The organism is Mycoplasma testudinis ATCC 43263 (assembly GCF_000687795.1).
GTDB lineage: Bacteria > Bacillota_I > Bacilli_A > Mycoplasmatales > Mycoplasmoidaceae > Mycoplasmoides > Mycoplasmoides testudinis.
The window spans coordinates 1-17731 of sequence record NZ_JHXT01000013.1 but is presented as its reverse complement, the minus strand read 5'-3'; the positions used below and the strand labels follow the sequence as shown (position 1 = coordinate 17731).

The window sequence follows — 17731 nt, the reverse complement described above, 5'->3', positions numbered from 1 at the left end:
TTTTTGCTTTTTCGATCTTTTTTAAAGTTTAAAAGGTAAAATATAACTAAACTTGAAGCAGGGTTTCAGACCCTACATTCAATATAATAAGGAGATTAATTCTAATCTATGTCAAAAATTAAAGTAGCAATTAATGGTTTCGGCCGAATTGGACGGCTTGCATACCGTATTTTCATGCACAAACCCGATGTTGAAGTAGTTGCAGTCAATGACTTAACAGATGCTAAAACTTTAGCGCACTTACTAAAATACGATACAGCTCAAGGTGTTTTACCAAACAAAATCGAAGCTGATAAAGATAACAACATTGTAGTTGATGGTAAAGTAATTAAAGTATTTGCTGAAAAAGACCCAGCAAGCTTACCATGAGGTTCTTTGGGAATTGACGTTGTAATTGAAAGTACTGGTCGTTTCTTGTCTTTGGAAAAAGCAGGATTACACTTACAAGCTGGTGCAAAGCGCGTTGTGTTATCTGCTCCTGGTAAAGACAAAGGTATTAAGACTATTGTTTACAATGTAAACCACAACACCCTTTCTAAAGAAGACAAGATTATTTCAGCCGCTTCTTGTACTACTAACTGTTTAGCCCCAGTTGCTAAAGTATTATCAGACAAATTTGGTCTTGTTTCAGGTGCTATGACTACAGTTCACGCATACACCGCTGACCAACGTATTCAAGACGCTCCTCACAGCGACTTACGCCGTGCTCGTGCAGCTGCAATGAATATCGTTCCAACTTCAACAGGTGCTGCTAAAGCCATTGGTTTAGTTATTCCTGAAATCGCTGGAAAAATGGATGGTATAGCGATCCGTGTTCCAGTTATTGCTGGATCAATTGTTGATTTAACTGCAACTCTTGAAAAATCACCTACAGTTGAAGAAGTTAATGCTGCTATGAAAGCTGCTGCTTCTGAAAGCTTTGAATACTCTGAAGAACCACTTGTATCATCTGATGTATTAGGATCTTCATATGGTTCAATCTTTGACTCATTGTTAACAAAAATTATCGAAGTTAACGGCAAGAAGCTATACAAAGTTTACAGCTGATACGATAATGAATCTTCATACGCAAACCAATTAGTTCGTTCTGCAATTCACTTCGCTAAATTAGGATAGGTTTTAAAACATTATGTTTTATAACAAAAAGACATTACAAAAAACAGATGTCGCAGACAAGACTGTTATTGTTCGTCTTGACTTAAATGTGCCAATGAAGGACAATAAAGTTACTGATTTTGAAAGAATTGATGGAGCTTTACCTACATTAAAGTATTTGTTAGACAAAAATTGTAAGGTAGTTGTTTTAAGTCACTTAGGCCGCATTAAAACTTTAGAAGATAAGACAAGCGGAAAAAAATCTCTTGGTCCAGTCGCTAAAGTGTTGCAAGAACGTTTACCTGAAAATAAAGTAATTTTCAGTAAAGATAACGTTGGTGCAAATGTTGTTCAAGCAGTTAATAACTTAAAAAACAAGGAAATCTTGGTTTTAGAAAACACTCGTTACAATGATGTCGATGATCAAGGTGCAGTTGTTAAAAAAGAATCTAAAAATGATCCAGAATTAGGCCGTTTCTGAGCTAGTTTAGGAAAAGTTTTTGTAAATGATGCTTTTGGTACAGTTCACCGCAAACATGCTTCAAATGTTGGAATTGCTTCTAATATCAAAGATAGTTGTGTTGGATTGTTAATTGAAAAAGAATTAACAAACTTACAAAAAGTCACTACTAATCAAAAACGTCCATTCGTTGTTTTGCTTGGTGGTGCAAAAGTTTCTGATAAATTAGGAGTAGTTACCAAATTATTAGAAATTGCTGATCACGTGTTAATTGGTGGAGGGATGGTAAATACCTTCTTAAAGGCCAAAGGTGTTGACATTGGTAAATCAACTTTTGAAGCTGATTTAGTTGATACTGCTAAAGGCTTACTTGAAAAAGACACCAAACACAAAATCGTTTTAGCTGTTGACCAAAGAATTGCTCCAGAATTTGCGGATGTTAAGTCTCGCAATCACTCAGTAGATGAACCATTAGGTGAATTTGGTGACTGAATGGGATTAGATGTTGGTCCAAAAACTGTCAAATTATTTGAATCGTATTTGGAAAATGCTAAAACCATTTTCTGAAATGGACCATTAGGGGTTTTCGAATTTGAAAATTACGCTAAATCAACTAATGAAATTGCTAAATATATTGCTAAAGTAACTGCTAAAGGTGCTTTCAGTGTAATGGGCGGTGGTGACATTGTTGCCGCTGTTAACAAGATTGGTATTGGACACGAAATGAGTTTTGTTTCAACTGGTGGAGGCGCAAGCTTAAATTTAGTTGAAGGATCTCCTTTACCTGGAATCGATGCCATTCCTGATGCTAAATAATTTTAACTTATAGTTAAAATTATCAATTATTAAATAGAGCAGTTTGGTTTCTTTTCAAACCAAACTGCTTTTATTTATTGTTTATTTTTAAGATTCTTGAAATTTGATTTTTAAACAAATTGATCGCCGCTTTTAAAAGTCTTTAAGAATCTTAGTTATCAGAATTGTTTACAAGTATTAAAATAATGAAGATAAGTTTAAAAAGGAAAAATCAATGAAGCAAAAATTAATTATTGTAGCCCATCCCCATTATGAACGTTCGGTTCACATTAAAGGTTTTATTAACGAAATTTCAGTTCGTGCAAAAAATACGAAAGTTCACATCCTTGACCAAAAAGGTAATTTTGATGTTAACAAAGAACAAAAATTATTACTTTCAGTCGATGTTATTATTTTTGCTTATCCGACATGATGGTATAGTGCTCCATGATTATTAACAAAATGAATTGACGAAGTTTTTACTCCTGGGTTTGTTTCTGGTAAGAATGGTTTAAGTGATTATAAACTATATCAAAAGCAATTTGCTTTAGTTCAAGCAGTTGGTGACGTCCAAGATAGTTATGCTAAAACTGGTCACAATTGTTATAACAAGCATGATTTAGATCTGCCTTTAATTAATACGATTCGCTGAGTTAGTACAGCGTGCGGGTACCTTCACGATATAAATATTCCAGAAAAAGATTATTTAATTAGCGAGATACATATGTATGGTTGCGCTTTTAGTAAAGAAAATAATTGAGAGCCTGCTGTGGTTCGTTATTTAAAAGAAATAGACTCTTTTTAAAAAATTATTTTTATTATCGGTTTTTATGAAATTTTTGTTTTCGTTTTAGATTGGTTTAAATTAAAAAAATGGTGTCGTTAATGAGTAAAAATTTATTTTATGAGTTAAAAAACCATTGGATTTTTTTCCCAGCAATGAGTAATTAAAAAGACAATTTTTTATTCTTAGCACAAGAAAATAAAGTAAACTTAATTTAATGATTCGTCATTATAAATATTTAATTAATTAAATAAATGGAAATAAATTATGGAAACCAAAAAAGAAACTAGACGCAATATTTATTACATCACTTGCCGGTTTGATAAAAAAACTGATAAGAAAATCGGCTGAGAATTAAAAGTTGAAAAAGCTAAAAAAGTTACTGGCCTTTTCGATACAAAAGAACAGGCGATTGAAAAAGCTAAAGTTTTAGCTGGTAACAAAGAAGCAACTGTTGTCATTTACAAAATGGATGGCAGTGTTGAAAAAACCGAAACATTTAAAAAAAGTTAATTTAACTTATTTTTAGTTCAACGTTCGTTAATTTTGTTAACGAATTATCTTTATATCTTCATAACTGACATCGCAAAGATTTGCTAAGTTGTTTTGAAGATATTTTTTTATCTATTTATCTTGAACGAATTGAATTTTTGTAAATTTTTTCTGTTTTTGTCTAGCCAAATTTGAACGAACATTTAAATGTCAATATTTAAATCAAAATTTATAATAAGATTCATTAAATATTATATTAATTATGACAATCATTAAACCACGTGGAACAAGAGACCGTTATGGTCAAGATTTTGAAAAATATCAAATCGTTTTATCAGCTGCTTTAAACACTGCTAAAATTTTCGGTTTTCAAGAAGTCATTTTGCCTATTTTTGAACATGCTGAATTATTTCATCGTCAAAATGAAGCGAGTGATATTGTAAAAAAAGAATTGTATGAATTTGTTGATCGCGGCGAACGAAAGTTGGCCTTGAGACCTGAAGCTACAGCAGCTCTTTTAAGAATGGTTGGGGAAAACAAGTTATTGTCAACACAACCGCTTCCTTTAAAAATTTTTACGTATGGACCAATGTTTCGCTACGAACGGCCCCAAAGCGGACGCCAACGCGAATTTTATCAGTTTGACGTTGAAATTATTGGTGGTAATTCTCATTATGATGTCATTAATGTTATTAGTTTTGCAGATCAATTTTTAAGTCGGATTAAAGTTGTTAACAAACCAGTCTTAAAAATTAATTATTTAGGTTCACCAAAAACCCGTAAAATTTGAATTGAAGCTTTACAAACGTATTTTGCGAATTATCTTAATCAATTAAGTTTGCTCTCTCAAGATCGCGTGAAAACTAATCCGCTACGAATTTTAGACGATAAGATTGATGGCAAATTAGACTTTGTAAAAGCTGCACCAAAAATTGACCATTTTTTATCAGATGATGAAAAATTGAAATTTAACAAAATTTTAATGACCTTAAATAGTTTAAAGATCGATTATGAAGTAGATTTGAATTTAGTTCGTGGTTTAGATTACTACACCGGAATTGTTTTTGAATATATTCAAACTGATACTGAATCCCAGCAATCAACATTAATCGCCGGTGGTGAATACGATGGTTTAGTAAGTGAACTGACTCAAAAAGATTATCCTGGGATTGGACTAGCAATTGGAATCGATCGTTGTATTGATTTAGTTGATGATACTTTGTTAAGCCAATTAAAACAAGAACAAGCTAACCGGATATTTACAATTGTTTTAGATGAAAACTTATCAACTGATTTAATTCCTTTAATAAGTACTTGACAACAGCAAAACATTCATATTGTATTTGAATCACAAACAACCAAGATTGATAAAGCCATTAAATTATGCGAACGTTTAAACTATCGCTACCTTGGAATAGTAGGATTAACTGAATTTAACAACCAAGCTTTATTAATTAAAGACTTGCAAACACGAAAACAAACTGAAGTGAAATTTGTAAATATTTTGTCATGATGACAAAGTTCGAAGGAGTAAACATGGATTTTTCAAAACGGATATTTATTGAGCAATTAAACGATGCTCGTAAATTAAATCAATTACATACAGTTATCGGTTGAATTAAACGTGTTCGCAAATTAGGAAATTTATGTTTCATTAATTTGTCTGATAAAACCGGAATGATTCAGGTCGTTACTGATCAGTCTTTTGCTAATTTTGAAGCATTTGAAAATTTGAATCGAGAAAGCGTAATTGGAGTTACAGGAGTTCTCCAAAAAAGAAGCAGCCCTAACATTGGCGTTTTTTTAGGAGAATACGAACTGAAGTTAAGTGAATTTAACGTCATTAGTGTTGCTAAAACACCACCTTTAATTATTGAAAATGAAACAGATGCTTTAGAAGAAGTTCGTCTTAAATACCGTTATCTAGATTTACGTCGGCCAATTATGCAACAGCGTTTAGCTTTACGTTTTAAATTTTTGCAAGCTGTAAGAAATTATTTGCAGGCTAATAATTTTACTGAAATTGAAACCCCAACATTAACAAAGCCAACACCTGAAGGAGCTCGTGATTATGTTGTTCCTACTCGTTTAGGTAAAAATCGTTTTTATGCTCTACCACAATCTCCCCAAATTTATAAGCAGCTTTTGATGATTTCAGGAATGGAACGATATTTTCAAATCGCCCGGTGTTACCGTGATGAAGATAGTCGTAAAGACCGCCAGCCCGAACACACTCAAATCGATTTGGAAATGTCGTTTTGTTCAGCAAAAATGATTCAAAGTATGATTGAAGGAATGTTCATTAACGTTTTTGAAAAAAGTTTAAAAATTCCGCTAAGTTATCCTTTCCCTAGAATGACTTATCAAGATGCAATGGATAAATATGGAACTGACAAACCCGATATTCGTTTTGAAATGTTATTAAGTGACGCCAAAGATTTATTTATTAATGGATCGTTTAACGTTTTTAAAAATTTACTTCAAAATGGAGGGTTTGTTAAATCCATTCATCTAGAAGATCAAGTTATAACTTCAAAGCAAGTTAATGATTTAGAAAAAATCGCTCGCGATAATCATGCAAGTGGTCTTGCTTGAATTACATACGAAAATCAAAAGATTACCGGTGGAAGTATTGCGAAATTTATTGATTTTGTGCAATTAAAAAAACTTTATAAATTAAAATCTAGTGGAAGCTTCTTTTTTGTAGGAAGCGATAGTTTGAAAATAGTACAAACTTCACTTGGTGCAGTTCGCAGTCAATTAAATGAAATGTTTGTATTATCAGATCCTAATAATTTTGCATTTGTGTGAATTACTGATTGACCGTTATACGAATGAAATGATCAAACCCAAACGTATGAATCAGCACATAATTTATTTACTTCTCCAAGCCAAAGTACCATTGCTACTTATCAGTCTGATAAAGCAAATGCTTTAGCGGATTCTTATGACTTAGTTTTGAACGGATTTGAATTGGGAAGTGGAGCCATTAGAATCAGCGATCCTAAATTACAAAAAGAAGTAATGACTTCATTAGGTTTGAGTGAACAGCAAATAAAAGAAAAATTTGGTTTTTTACTTGAAGCTTACCAATACGGAGCACCCGTTCACGGTGGTATGGGTTTAGGAGTTGACCGGATAATGATGTTGATTTCTAAAGCGCCAAATATTCGCGAAGTTATTGCTTTTCCAAAAAACACGCATGGGTATGATTTAATGATGCAAACCCCAAGTGAAGTTGTGGACGATGATTTCTTAAAAGAATTATTTATCAAAATTGATAACTAGATTATAAAAGGAGGTTTGAATGAGTAAGCATGCTAAGAAACAGAAATTAGAAGTACAAGTCCAAGGAAATAACATCCGGGTCCGAATCGCTAATTCGATTTTGCGATTTTCTTCTTTGTATAACACTAAAAAAATCTGAGTTCAAGTTTTATGAGTTTCTTTCTTGGGTTCACTTTCTGCCGTTTTTGGTGTTTTCTTTATTGAAAATACCGGATTATATGATACGGGATTAAATGCGATCTCTCAAGGTTTTGGTCGGATTGCGTATTATTTTGTTTACGATAATGGTTTAAATTCTGGAATGTCTGCAGCAGAGTCTTCAAATGTTGCCTTTGCTGTGTTTAACTCGTTATTCTGGGGGATTTATTTAGTTTTAAATATTCCTCTCATTATATTTTCGTGATACAAGATTGGTAAGAAATTTACGGTAATGTCATCAATTTATGTTGTGATTTCCACTGTTGGACCTTTGGCAATTTCGTTTATTCCTGGAGCTCACGATGTCTTTTTATTAGGCGATTTAAATTTAAATACGAATACAGTGTTTGCAGATCATAATGTTCAGCTTGTTTTGTGAAACGCTGAAAATGATGCCCAAAAACACTTTACAATTTTCTTGTATGGAATTCTGTGAGGATTATTGCAAGGTGTTATTTTGGCTGGTTTGCTTGTTGTTGACTCATCAACTGGAGATTTTGATTTCTTAGCAATTTGGTATTCAGAATCACGTTATAAAGATATTGGTCTTGCACTGTCGATTGTCAATCAATCAGCCTTAATTGTTGGTTATATTATTGGAACTTTTGTTCCAGCTAGTTTAGCATTAACCCAAGTTAATGCCACTCCTAATACTATTGCTTTACCTAATGATGCTAATTTACACTCAGAACAATGAAGTGCTGGTGTTTTCTTTTCACCTAATTTATTATCTTCGTTTTTAATGAATTTATTAATTAGTTTTTTCTTAAATATTTTGTATCCAAAATTTCAAATGATGCGTGCGGAAATTTACTCGCCAAAAGCCGAAGCTATTGCTGATTGATTAATCGCAGATAACCGACCTTATTCTTTAAGTATTCAAGAAGTTAAAGGTGGGTATTCTAAAAAACCACAACAGGTATTGATTACTAACTGTATGTTTATTGAAGCAGCTGACTTACTAGAGGTAGTTCGTAAATTTGATGCTAGTGCTTTGTTTGTTTTGAGCACGATTAAAAAGGTGGATGGTTACATTAATCTTTCGAGAAAACAAAAAACATCGTCCTCATCTTCTTCTGGTGGCGGAATCAATCTAAATGATCCGCCCGAAATGCCTTTAGTTATTGAGCATACTAAAACTACACAAGCATATTCGCAAGAAACCACTAATGGTCATTTGGTCTCAGAAAAACCAACAAACACCACAATCGAAAATTCCCAAGAAGTGGTTGATGCAAGCAAATAAACAATAAGCTGATTCAAAAACAAAGTAAGCTTTTTAAAGCAAATAAATTATTTTTTTAATGTTCCAAAATGGCTAAACACGCAAAAGCAAAACTAGCAGTTAAAATTCACGGCGGATCAGTTCGCGTGCGACTTGCTAATTCAATTCTTAAATTCTCTTCAATCTACCAAGTCAAGAAACGATCAATTCAAATTTCTTGAATTGTTTTTCTTGGTTTAGTATCGGCCATTTTTGGTGTTTTATTAGTCGAAAATACTGGACTTTATGATATTGGTTTAAGTGCAATTTCTCAAGGGATTGGTCGGATTAGTTACTATGCGATTTACAACGCCACAAATAACTCACAATTATCGTATGCAATTTTTAACGTTCTATTTTGAGGGATTTATTTATTAGCCAACATCCCGCTTGTTATTTTTGGGTGGTATAAAATAGGAAAAAATTTCGCTTTGTTATCAACTTTATATATTTTTGTAGCAACGGCAGGTGGTTTAGCTTTGGCTTTTATTCCCGGAATTGAAGATGTCTTTATTTTGGGAAATTTGATTCTTAATGATGTTCCAATTTTAATTGATCATAATGTTCAATTAGTTTTTTGAAATTATATTCACGATGCACCAAAACATTTTCCAATTTTTGTATATGGGGTTCTATGAGGTTTCATTCAAGCAGTCGTTTATGCTGTGTTGTTAATCATTGATTGTTCGACTGGAGGTTTAGATATCCCTGCAGTTTGATATGGTGAAACTAGATACAAAGATCTTGGTGCACCTTTGGCAATTATTAATATCATTTCTTTGGTTATCGGTTATATTATTGGTTCATTTGTTCCGGGCAGCTTGGGAATTCAAGAGATGGTAAATAACCCAAATCTATCCATCGTTAATAACATTCGTGTTAATGTAAATACTCAACCATGAAGTGCTACTTTATTTTTTTCACCAACTTTTTTGTCTTCATTTTTGACGAATATTTTATTAAGTTTGGTTTTAAATATTTTATTTCCGAAAGCTCAAATGGCCCGTGTGGAAGTTTATTCTTCAAAGGCTGAACAAATCTGTGATGCTTTAATCGCAGAAGAAAAACCATACGCATTAAGCATCGATGAAGTTAAAGGTGCTTATTCTAAAAAGCCACAAAAAATCTTATTAACTAATTGCATGTTTATTGAGTCTGCTGAACTACTTCAATTAGTCAGACATTATGATGAAAATGCTTTATTTGTAGTTAGTTTGTTAAAAAAAGTAGATGGTTATATTAGTTTTCCTAAAAAAGATACATAGTTTTTGTATTATCGTAACGTCTGAACCTGTAGAATTAAATTTATTATTTTATACTTGAAAGACAACAGAAACTTGTAAAGAAATTTTGTTTAATCATAAATGAGGGACCAATAATGAAAAACCGACGAACTAAAATTTGACTTGGATCGATTTTGGGAGTTAGTTTTCCTGTTATCGGTGCAGTTGTGGCTGCTTGTTCACAAGCACAATTAGTATTTAGTGAAAAGACATTACCCCCATTACCAGAAGACCAAAGTGCTGCAAATTTTTATTCCCAATTAGGAACTAGTGGTTATTTGGTTTCATCCAACAATTCTGATAGCCTTGCATCATCTTTAAATAATCCTGAAAATTTTGCAGCGCTAGGTGCTTTATTATCTGATGCTAAAAAATTACCAGATGTTCCTAGCGGATATAACGTTCTTGTTTTGCAAAGAAATTTTGATGATGTAAAAGGAGATTTAAGTTTCCATCTCGTTTTATCTAAAAACGATGGAGAACAATTTCAGTATTTTAATCGTGTTGGTCAAAGTGTAACTTTAATTAATGCTGGTCAAACAATCACGATTACTGGTTTTAAAACCCAAGTAGATATAGCAAAAGATTTCTTTGCATCTGTCAAAGCAAATTACCAGGTAGTACGTTCAAATAATACAACTCCAGTTGCTGAAATTAGAGACGATGCAACGCAAGCTGATGCTGCCATTGATTTAAATTTGAATACTTCATTAAGCAAATTTAATTCATATGTTTCACAAGCTGATGCTTTAAGCGTTCCTGTTGGATTAGAAGTTGAACTATCAGCAACTGATAACAGCGAAACTAATGACAATGGTATATTAAGTTTGACTATTGCTGTAATTAGAATTAACCAAAACCAAAAAGAATACTTTAATCCAGAAACTAATATGTTCCAAATTGATCAAGTTTCTAAATCATTTACACTTAGTGGATTAAAAACAAACGCGAACGAAGCATCTGCAATTATCAGTTATTTCACTACAGGAATTGGAGTAGCTACAACTACAAGACAAACAAAAGTGAATCCTCCGAGTCCAACCACTATTGTAAATTTGGAGTCATTTAATGATGTGGTTTCAACTCGTGATGCTGTCAGCTTACGTCGTGATTTACAAAGATTATATACTTTGACAGCTGCTTATATCCCAAATTCATGAACTGGGACTGAAGCAAAAGTCGGATTTGATTTAGTTAAAAAATCAAATCCAACAATTAAATATGATGCTACAACTGGTTTACCTTTAGTTGATCAAACAAAAAACTCACTAGTTATGACTTATACAGGTTTTGCTGCAGCACCTACGCCAAGTTAATAATGCAGTTTGCAAAAAAAGCAAATATTTAGATTAATTATTATGCGGCTGTAATTTATTCGTGATAAAGCGACTAATAAAGCCGTTTTTTAATTTAGTTTATATATCCCCCGAATCCCTCGCGCGGATTCAAAAAATAAATTTTAGTTAAAAATAATATACGCTTTTTTTTCTTTTTTTGCTGATGTCCCAAATAATGCTAATTATTCGTGAAATTAATTTCAAAAACTTTAGTCATGAATGTGGATGATTTATTTTATTACTTTGATTAACGCCGGCGCTTTTCAAAAAAGTAAAAAGTAAATAAATTTTATTGTTTAACAATTTAGTGTTGTGATTTTATCACCTTTTATTCTCTTTTGTCGACTCTGTTTTAAGTTAAATTTACTACACTTAACAACTTATTTGTATAATCAACTACTGATTGTAGATCATGCAATGAAATTCCTTGTTTTGTAAAGCATGAAAACCTAAAAAGAATTATATAAATACAATTATTGCAAATATTTGCCAATTGCCAATCTAGGAGAAGACTATGAAAAACAAAATGATTAAGTGTAAAGAAAATGACTGTGCAAGTTGTATTCCCGAATGTATGGATTTAACAATCCCTTATGAAAAAGCAGCTGGATTAATTGATAACAAACCAGTTGTATCTGATGAGCTAATCGGAATTAAATCTCCCATTGATTTAGAAGCTTGCGGTTCATTCTATGGGATGTCACTAAAAGACGTTGATCGTGCTTATGCTAGTGCTGCTCAGGCTTTCAAAACATGATCTAAAACAACGTTAAATGAACGTGCAAAAATCCTTTTAAAATTTGCTGATTTGTTGGAATTGAATAGAGAACAAATAACCAGGCTAATGGTTAATCAAATTGCGAAGGCTTATAAAGAATCCTTAGTTGAAGTTGAACGCACTGTAGAATACATTCGCGATACGGTTAAAGTTTATGAAGATTTAGTAAAAAACCCTTTGGTAATTGATGAAACTGTAAATGGCGTAAAAGGGAAAACTGGTTATTTCTTCCGCGAGCCTTTAGGCGTTGTTTTATGTATCGCTCCATTCAATTATCCGATTAATACAGCCATTGGAAAAATTGCGCCAGCTTTAATGGCCGGAAATACGGTTGTCTTTAAACCCTCAACTCAAGGTTCAGTAATTGGAATTCGTTTTTCAGAATTATTAGTAGCTGCAGGAATTCCGGTTGGCGTATATCAATGCGTGGTTGGCCGAGGAAGTAAAATTGGTGATGCATTAAATACAAATAAATATTTATCAGCAATTTCATTTACTGGAAGTACTAAAATTGGCTTAGAACTTTTAAAAATGACACCAAGTGGAAATGTCTTTTTGGAACTTGGCGGGAAAGATGCGGCAATTGTTTTAGAAGATGCTAATTTAGAAAAAACCGCAAAAGAATTGATTAAAGGTGCGTTTAGTTATTCAGGTCAACGTTGTACGGCGATTAAACGAATCCTAGTAGTTAAAAAGGTGGCTAAACAATTAACTGAAATTTTAACTAGAGAAGTTTCCAAATTAGAACTAGGTAATCCTAAAGATAATCCCGGAATTGTTCCTGTAGTTGATGAACCATCAGCTAAATACATTATGGAATTAGTTGAAGATGCTAAAAATAAAGGTGCCAAAATTTTGGTTGGGGGAAAATGCGAACGGAATTGAATTCAAGCAACATTGATTGGTGATGTTACTGAAGATATGAGAATTGCTTGAGAAGAACCATTTGGCCCTGTTTTACCAATTATTGAAGTTGAAGATGAAGCTGACGCCATTCGTATTGCTAATGCTTCAGAATACGGATTACAAGGATCAATCTTTACCGAAAATGAAGAACGAGCAAAAAGAATCGTTCCTTTATTAGAGGTTGGTACAGTCAATTTAAATCGTTCATCTTCTCGCGGTCCTGATATTTTTCCTTTTCTAGGAGTTAAAAACTCTGGTGTTGGAGTTCAAGGAATTCGCGACGCTTTAATATCTTTAACCCGTTATAAAGGTTTTATTGTTAATAAATAAAACTTTGCTGCTAAAAATCGTATAAAGAAATGAACAAGCGCTTGTTGTCAAGCGTTTGTTGTTTTTTTATTATAATTTTCAGTTTTATTACCTGAAAGTCAAAAATTAATTATAATTGTTGCAATGATAGAGTCAAAATGTCAGATAGAATTCGTTCTAGGGTGACTTTTGACTTTTTTTATCTTGACAGTTATAAACCCATACTAAGGACACATAAAATATGGACAAGACTTTTGCAATAAACCATGTTAACGAAGACCATTTAGATGCTTTGATAGCAATCTATCAAAAGCATATTGGAGAAGCTTATAAGACAATCAAGTTACACGACTACGATTTAGAAAATTTAGATATTTTGATTGATGAACACAAACACATTTTAATTCCATTTCCAACGAAGCTAAATTCTTTACAAGATTTTAAAAATACCTTTATTGAAATGTTTAAAAATGCTAGCGCAGGATTTGATCTAAAACAAGTGGAAAAAGATTTAAAAGATTTTTTAGATCAAGGTAATTCAGTTATTTTAGGAACTTTATTAGATGGCGAACCAGGATTATCATCAGCTTTATTAATTCGAAGTAATCACAAATTTTATATTTATATCAGCGAAGTTGCAGACCATTACCAAGCTTTAAAACAAAACCCTGATAAGCTTAAAGTGATGTGATTACAAAGTGAAGAAGCTGCAGCGCGGCCAATTGCACGGGTTAAAGCAACTTTTAAAGCAAGAGCTAAATTCATTGATTCGTTAGAACAAAAACATAAGATATTTGCTTCGGTTGCCCATAAAATTGGAAGCCATGGTGGTGTTTCTCAAATTGGCAAAATGCAAGATTTTCATTTAGTGGAACTGATTTTAGATTCGGGAAGATTTGTTAAAGGGTTTGGGCAAGCGTATGATGTCAATTCTGATTTGACAATTAAAGAACATCTACGCGGAAACCCCCACCGTTACGAAAAACAATAAAACCATAAAAACAATAAAAAAATCATAAGACGAATCTTATGATTTTTTGAAACATAAATTTCAAGTGCAAATTTAGTATCCAAGTGCTAAACAAAAGGCTTGATTTCTTTTATGATTTGTTTGGAAACATAAAATGAAACCTGCATATGAAATGCATTGTACGAATGCTAATAATTAGAATCCTTTTCGCATTATTAAATTAAACAAGACCAGAGATCCTGATTTGTGCGTCATAATACTAGAAAAACCTTAAACGGCATTCCTTGTAAAAACCTTTAAATGTAAAAGAACTATTGTTGTTGAATATTTATACGATTTTTTATTTAAAACTGCTAATTCTAATAGCTAATTGTTATTTTAAAGCATTTTAGGGTTCAAATTTAAAGTGTAAATTGGCGCAGCTGCTGGTTCAATTTGTAAATAGGCATTTGGATTTTTGAGAATTGCTTGTAATTCTAGGCGAAGATCTGGTCGCACGCCATTATTTGGATTATTGACATTTAAGACATTTGAGCGAGCGTAAGGATCTTGGTTAATAAAATTAGCCACGGTTGTATGCAATCCGCCTCTTGTTTGAGTGCGTGCATAGATGATCCCTCAGTTGTTGAAGTTGGCATCGATTGCCATTGTTCCCGAAAAACCAGGTGATACTGCTTCGCCTGATAAATATGTTGAAGTTGCACCAGTAATGGTGACTTGATACATTCCTAAATCCGGTCCAGAAACTAATTTACTAATTGGTAAGTTGGATGGATAACCTAAGGCACTAAAATTCGGTGAATTGCGGCTGCCACCTTCGGCAAATTCTTTATATCATTTATCCCATAATGTTTGACTTCATTGATTTAAAAACGAGCGACGATCATTAGTAAATCCACCAGTTGAATAATCAGGATTGAGTGAATAAGTCGCTGAAGTTTGAGCAGTGTACCAGTTAAATACTTGTTCAGAACTATCTGCGCCTGGATAGCCCGCTAGATAAGTGGTTGTTCTTTCATCCGTTCGAGGTTGGATGTATTCTTGACCATTTTTCATGGTTGCTTTGCGTGAATTTCCGTTTAAAGCATTACCAAAAAATTTAGCCTGGTTGGATCCTGACTGATGTAATTCTGTTAGTAGAGATGGTCAACGGGCTTCTAAGTCTTGAGCACTAAAATTCATCTTCATGAGGATCACGTCAGGACCTAGTAATTCATTGGTATAGTTGCCGGCATCGCTTTCCCGATGGATTCCTCCGCCGATATAAATATTCCCTTCGTCACTATCATTTTTGGCAATATGACCAACCGTCACAGATGGAGCATAAAGAATACTTTGAACAAAGTTTTTTCGAGATTTGACTAATCAAGTTGGGCTTGTATCACTAAAATTAAAAGCGGTATTAGTTGTATCAAATTGACCTAGTCGGAATTGGGCATTTGGAACGTTTTTAATGTAGGGCTCATCGATGTTTGTCACTGGCTTTCAGTCGGTTGAGCGAAATGGTAAGAGTTGGGAGTCATAAATACCTTTGTCAGCCGTTTGTTGACTATCAATGATACTTGCAGGAATCGAAGCAACTTGATTATAATCATCATTTTTTGGACTGAAGTGATTTCATTCAAAGAAGTCAAAACCAGAATTAGCCATTCAACTGGCTTCTCCATTTACTGCTTTTTGATCACGGTTGGCTGTATCACTAGCGCCGATAATAGATGGGAAAGCGTAATTTTCTGGGTCCGAACCAAACCCAGTTAAAATACCTCGCGATCCAGCTAATCTAGCAATATCGACAACATGCTTGTTAGTGGCAACAATAAACGAGTAGGTATTTTGGGGTTTTTCAGGATGGGCTTGTTCGTCAGAAGTTGTTAAAATCCGGTCAACAAGCCATCCGGTTCCTCCTTCAGTTGAAACGTTTTGTAAATTCCTGGGAGCATTTCAATAACTATTGAAACGACCATTTCGGAAATTAGGAGATAGCGAATTTCATTCCTGGGCAGTTTGCTTTATAAATTGTGCATGCGGCCCAAAAGTTGTGTTAACCCCGTCATTAGCTGTATCGTTTTCGTTGACATATCCACCATAACTTCAACGAATGGCAAAAGACTTATCACCAATGGCTTTAATGTAATCAGCATTCTTTTTTAAATGACTATTAGATGGGTTTAAATCTGTAACGAAAACTTGTTTATTATTATCATCGGCTGATGTGCCATAAACAACATAAATTTTAATTGTCCCCACTTTATTATTTGCACCAGTGTCATCAGTATAGAACTGAATGTATTGAATTCCTAAGGGAATGTTTTCAAAAAGGTACAACCCAGTAGTTTTAGAATCAATCTGCCCTATAGGAATTTGGTCTGAGACGACAGATTTTTTATTCAACCGCACTTGGTCACTTAAGGTGATTAGTTTTCAAGCAAACATTTCGGGATTTTGGCCCATTTCGTTATGTTCAACCAAGTAGGTTAATGCTTCCATATTGAACTTTAATGGACTTTGGTCCATTGAAACAACACGATTATCAAGATCACTAGGTAAAACTGCTGGCTGAGGAGCTTTAGCTAATGCATTAATATTAGAATTGTTAATCCCATCCATGTCACGGGTGCTACTAATTTTGTAGTTATATCAAAAATTATAATTTTGCAAATATGGTTGTGTATTTGGATTAATAGTTTGATCGTGTTTCAAAATATAATTCCGTTGTTCAACTGCCAAATCAAACGTGTTGTTATTGGGATTATATTCTGGTGCGTTAATTATTGGATTAGATTTTAAGAAATCTAAAGCATTAATGCTTCCAGAAATAGCATTGGTTTGTTTGGTTCATTGATCAACACCAGCGTTATATTTTTTATTATTACCGGGTTGGTCACCTGTTAACAATTTTGTTTTATCACTATTATCATACCCAGAGTGCAATGTTAAATCAGTTGAAGATAGATTTCGATATTCTTGACTATCTAGTTTGGGCGAATCGGCTGATGGATTTGCTGGAGATGTAGGGGTTTCTGGGCCTTCTTGAGAGGGCTGATTTGTAGCTGATTTATCTGGAAGATTTGAGGAACCATCAGGTTTGTTTTCTGTATTAGAAATATTGTTTGAACCTGTTCCTGGTTTGCTTACGTCCGAATTTGAGGGGGGGGGTAGAGGATTGATTAGATGCAGCTGCACAACTTGCAGCTAAAACTGTGACCGCTGCAAAACTAACCATAGAAAGAGCAAAAGAAATATACTTCCTATGTTTTGTTGTTCTTCTGTTTTTTTCTAAAGCCATAAATGAAATTCCTTTCTTATGGAGAAGTTAAATTTGTAATTTGAGAAATTATAGGTGTATCAATCAATTGCTATAAAACCAATTGTATTGATACTTTATTATAAATTTTTTATAGATATAATGGAAGTCACACGATTTGTTTATTAAAGGTTTCATAAAATAAATAGGTGGTAGAAGAACAGTTAGTGAATTGTATTATCTAAGGAATAATTGATGAAATATCCCTCTAACATTTTTGTTTTTAGCAATCCCTTTGATCCACTTTTATAAGTTATAGTTTCTGTTTCTATAATATTACTTTTTTGATTTGAAAAATTATACACAACTTGATAGTTTTGGTCTAATTTTTTGGCAGACGAAAGTTGAGCGTGTTGTAATATTCTTATAAGCGAATGACCTCCCGTTTGATGTTTCATCTTCTTTTGAATCATAAAATATTGTTTTCATTCAATCAATGATTTTATTTTATTAACAATCGTGTTTTTG

13 protein-coding genes are annotated in these 17731 nt (G+C 33.1%); 11 read left to right on the top strand and 2 right to left on the bottom strand.

The genetic code is table 4. The annotated features are described in order from the left end of the window. Window positions 1–108 precede the first annotated feature (108 nt). The 11 genes from gap (at window position 109) to T384_RS0103650 (ending at window position 13980) form a co-directional block, all read left to right on the top strand. Window positions 109–1116, top strand: a complete 1008-nt coding sequence (gene gap, locus T384_RS0103700) for a type I glyceraldehyde-3-phosphate dehydrogenase (RefSeq protein ID WP_027119899.1) — start codon at window positions 109–111, stop codon at window positions 1114–1116. A 13-nt stretch (window positions 1117–1129) separates the two neighbouring features. Continuing rightward, entirely contained in the window at window positions 1130–2371 is a 1242-nt protein-coding gene (locus T384_RS0103695; RefSeq protein ID WP_036499092.1) for a phosphoglycerate kinase, read from the top strand. 214 nt (window positions 2372–2585) lie between these two features. Next, on the top strand, window positions 2586–3155 hold the full coding sequence (locus tag T384_RS06420; protein WP_052663500.1) for an NAD(P)H-dependent oxidoreductase: 570 nt from the start codon (window positions 2586–2588) through the stop codon (window positions 3153–3155). A gap of 246 nt (window positions 3156–3401) precedes the next feature. After that, entirely contained in the window at window positions 3402–3647 is a 246-nt protein-coding gene (locus tag T384_RS0103685) for a DUF2188 domain-containing protein (protein WP_027119897.1), read from the top strand. Between the two features lie 241 nt (window positions 3648–3888). After that, window positions 3889–5160, top strand: coding sequence for a histidine--tRNA ligase (gene hisS, locus T384_RS0103680; protein WP_027119896.1), 1272 nt, complete (start codon window positions 3889–3891; stop codon window positions 5158–5160). Window positions 5161–5162: 2 nt separating this feature from the next. Next, window positions 5163–6914, top strand: coding sequence for an aspartate--tRNA ligase (gene aspS, locus T384_RS0103675; protein WP_156933129.1), 1752 nt, complete (start codon window positions 5163–5165; stop codon window positions 6912–6914). Between the two features lie 19 nt (window positions 6915–6933). Then, the gene (locus tag T384_RS0103670; RefSeq protein ID WP_027119894.1) at window positions 6934–8358 is read left to right on the top strand and encodes a DUF2179 domain-containing protein; all 1425 of its coding nucleotides are present in this window, start codon (window positions 6934–6936) and stop codon (window positions 8356–8358) included. Between the two features lie 68 nt (window positions 8359–8426). Continuing rightward, window positions 8427–9641: a DUF2179 domain-containing protein gene (locus T384_RS0103665; RefSeq protein ID WP_027119893.1), complete on the top strand. Its 1215-nt coding sequence runs from the start codon at window positions 8427–8429 to the stop codon at window positions 9639–9641. A 113-nt stretch (window positions 9642–9754) separates the two neighbouring features. Further along, window positions 9755–10975, top strand: a complete 1221-nt coding sequence (locus tag T384_RS0103660) for a hypothetical protein (RefSeq protein ID WP_027119892.1) — start codon at window positions 9755–9757, stop codon at window positions 10973–10975. A gap of 535 nt (window positions 10976–11510) precedes the next feature. Beyond that, window positions 11511–13010 (top strand): aldehyde dehydrogenase family protein, encoded by a 1500-nt coding sequence (locus tag T384_RS0103655; protein ID WP_052663498.1) that lies wholly within the window; start codon window positions 11511–11513, stop codon window positions 13008–13010. 220 nt (window positions 13011–13230) lie between these two features. After that, on the top strand, window positions 13231–13980 hold the full coding sequence (locus T384_RS0103650) for a DUF2470 domain-containing protein (protein ID WP_027119890.1): 750 nt from the start codon (window positions 13231–13233) through the stop codon (window positions 13978–13980). A gap of 357 nt (window positions 13981–14337) precedes the next feature. Here the strand turns inward: T384_RS0103650 and T384_RS0103645 are convergent, their stop codons facing one another. Then, on the bottom strand, window positions 14338–17142 hold the full coding sequence (locus tag T384_RS0103645; protein ID WP_027119889.1) for a hypothetical protein: 2805 nt from the start codon (window positions 17140–17142) through the stop codon (window positions 14338–14340). Between the two features lie 285 nt (window positions 17143–17427). Continuing rightward, window positions 17428–17731: hypothetical protein (locus tag T384_RS06415; RefSeq protein WP_036498556.1), on the bottom strand; the 304-nt coding region annotated here is incomplete at its 5' end.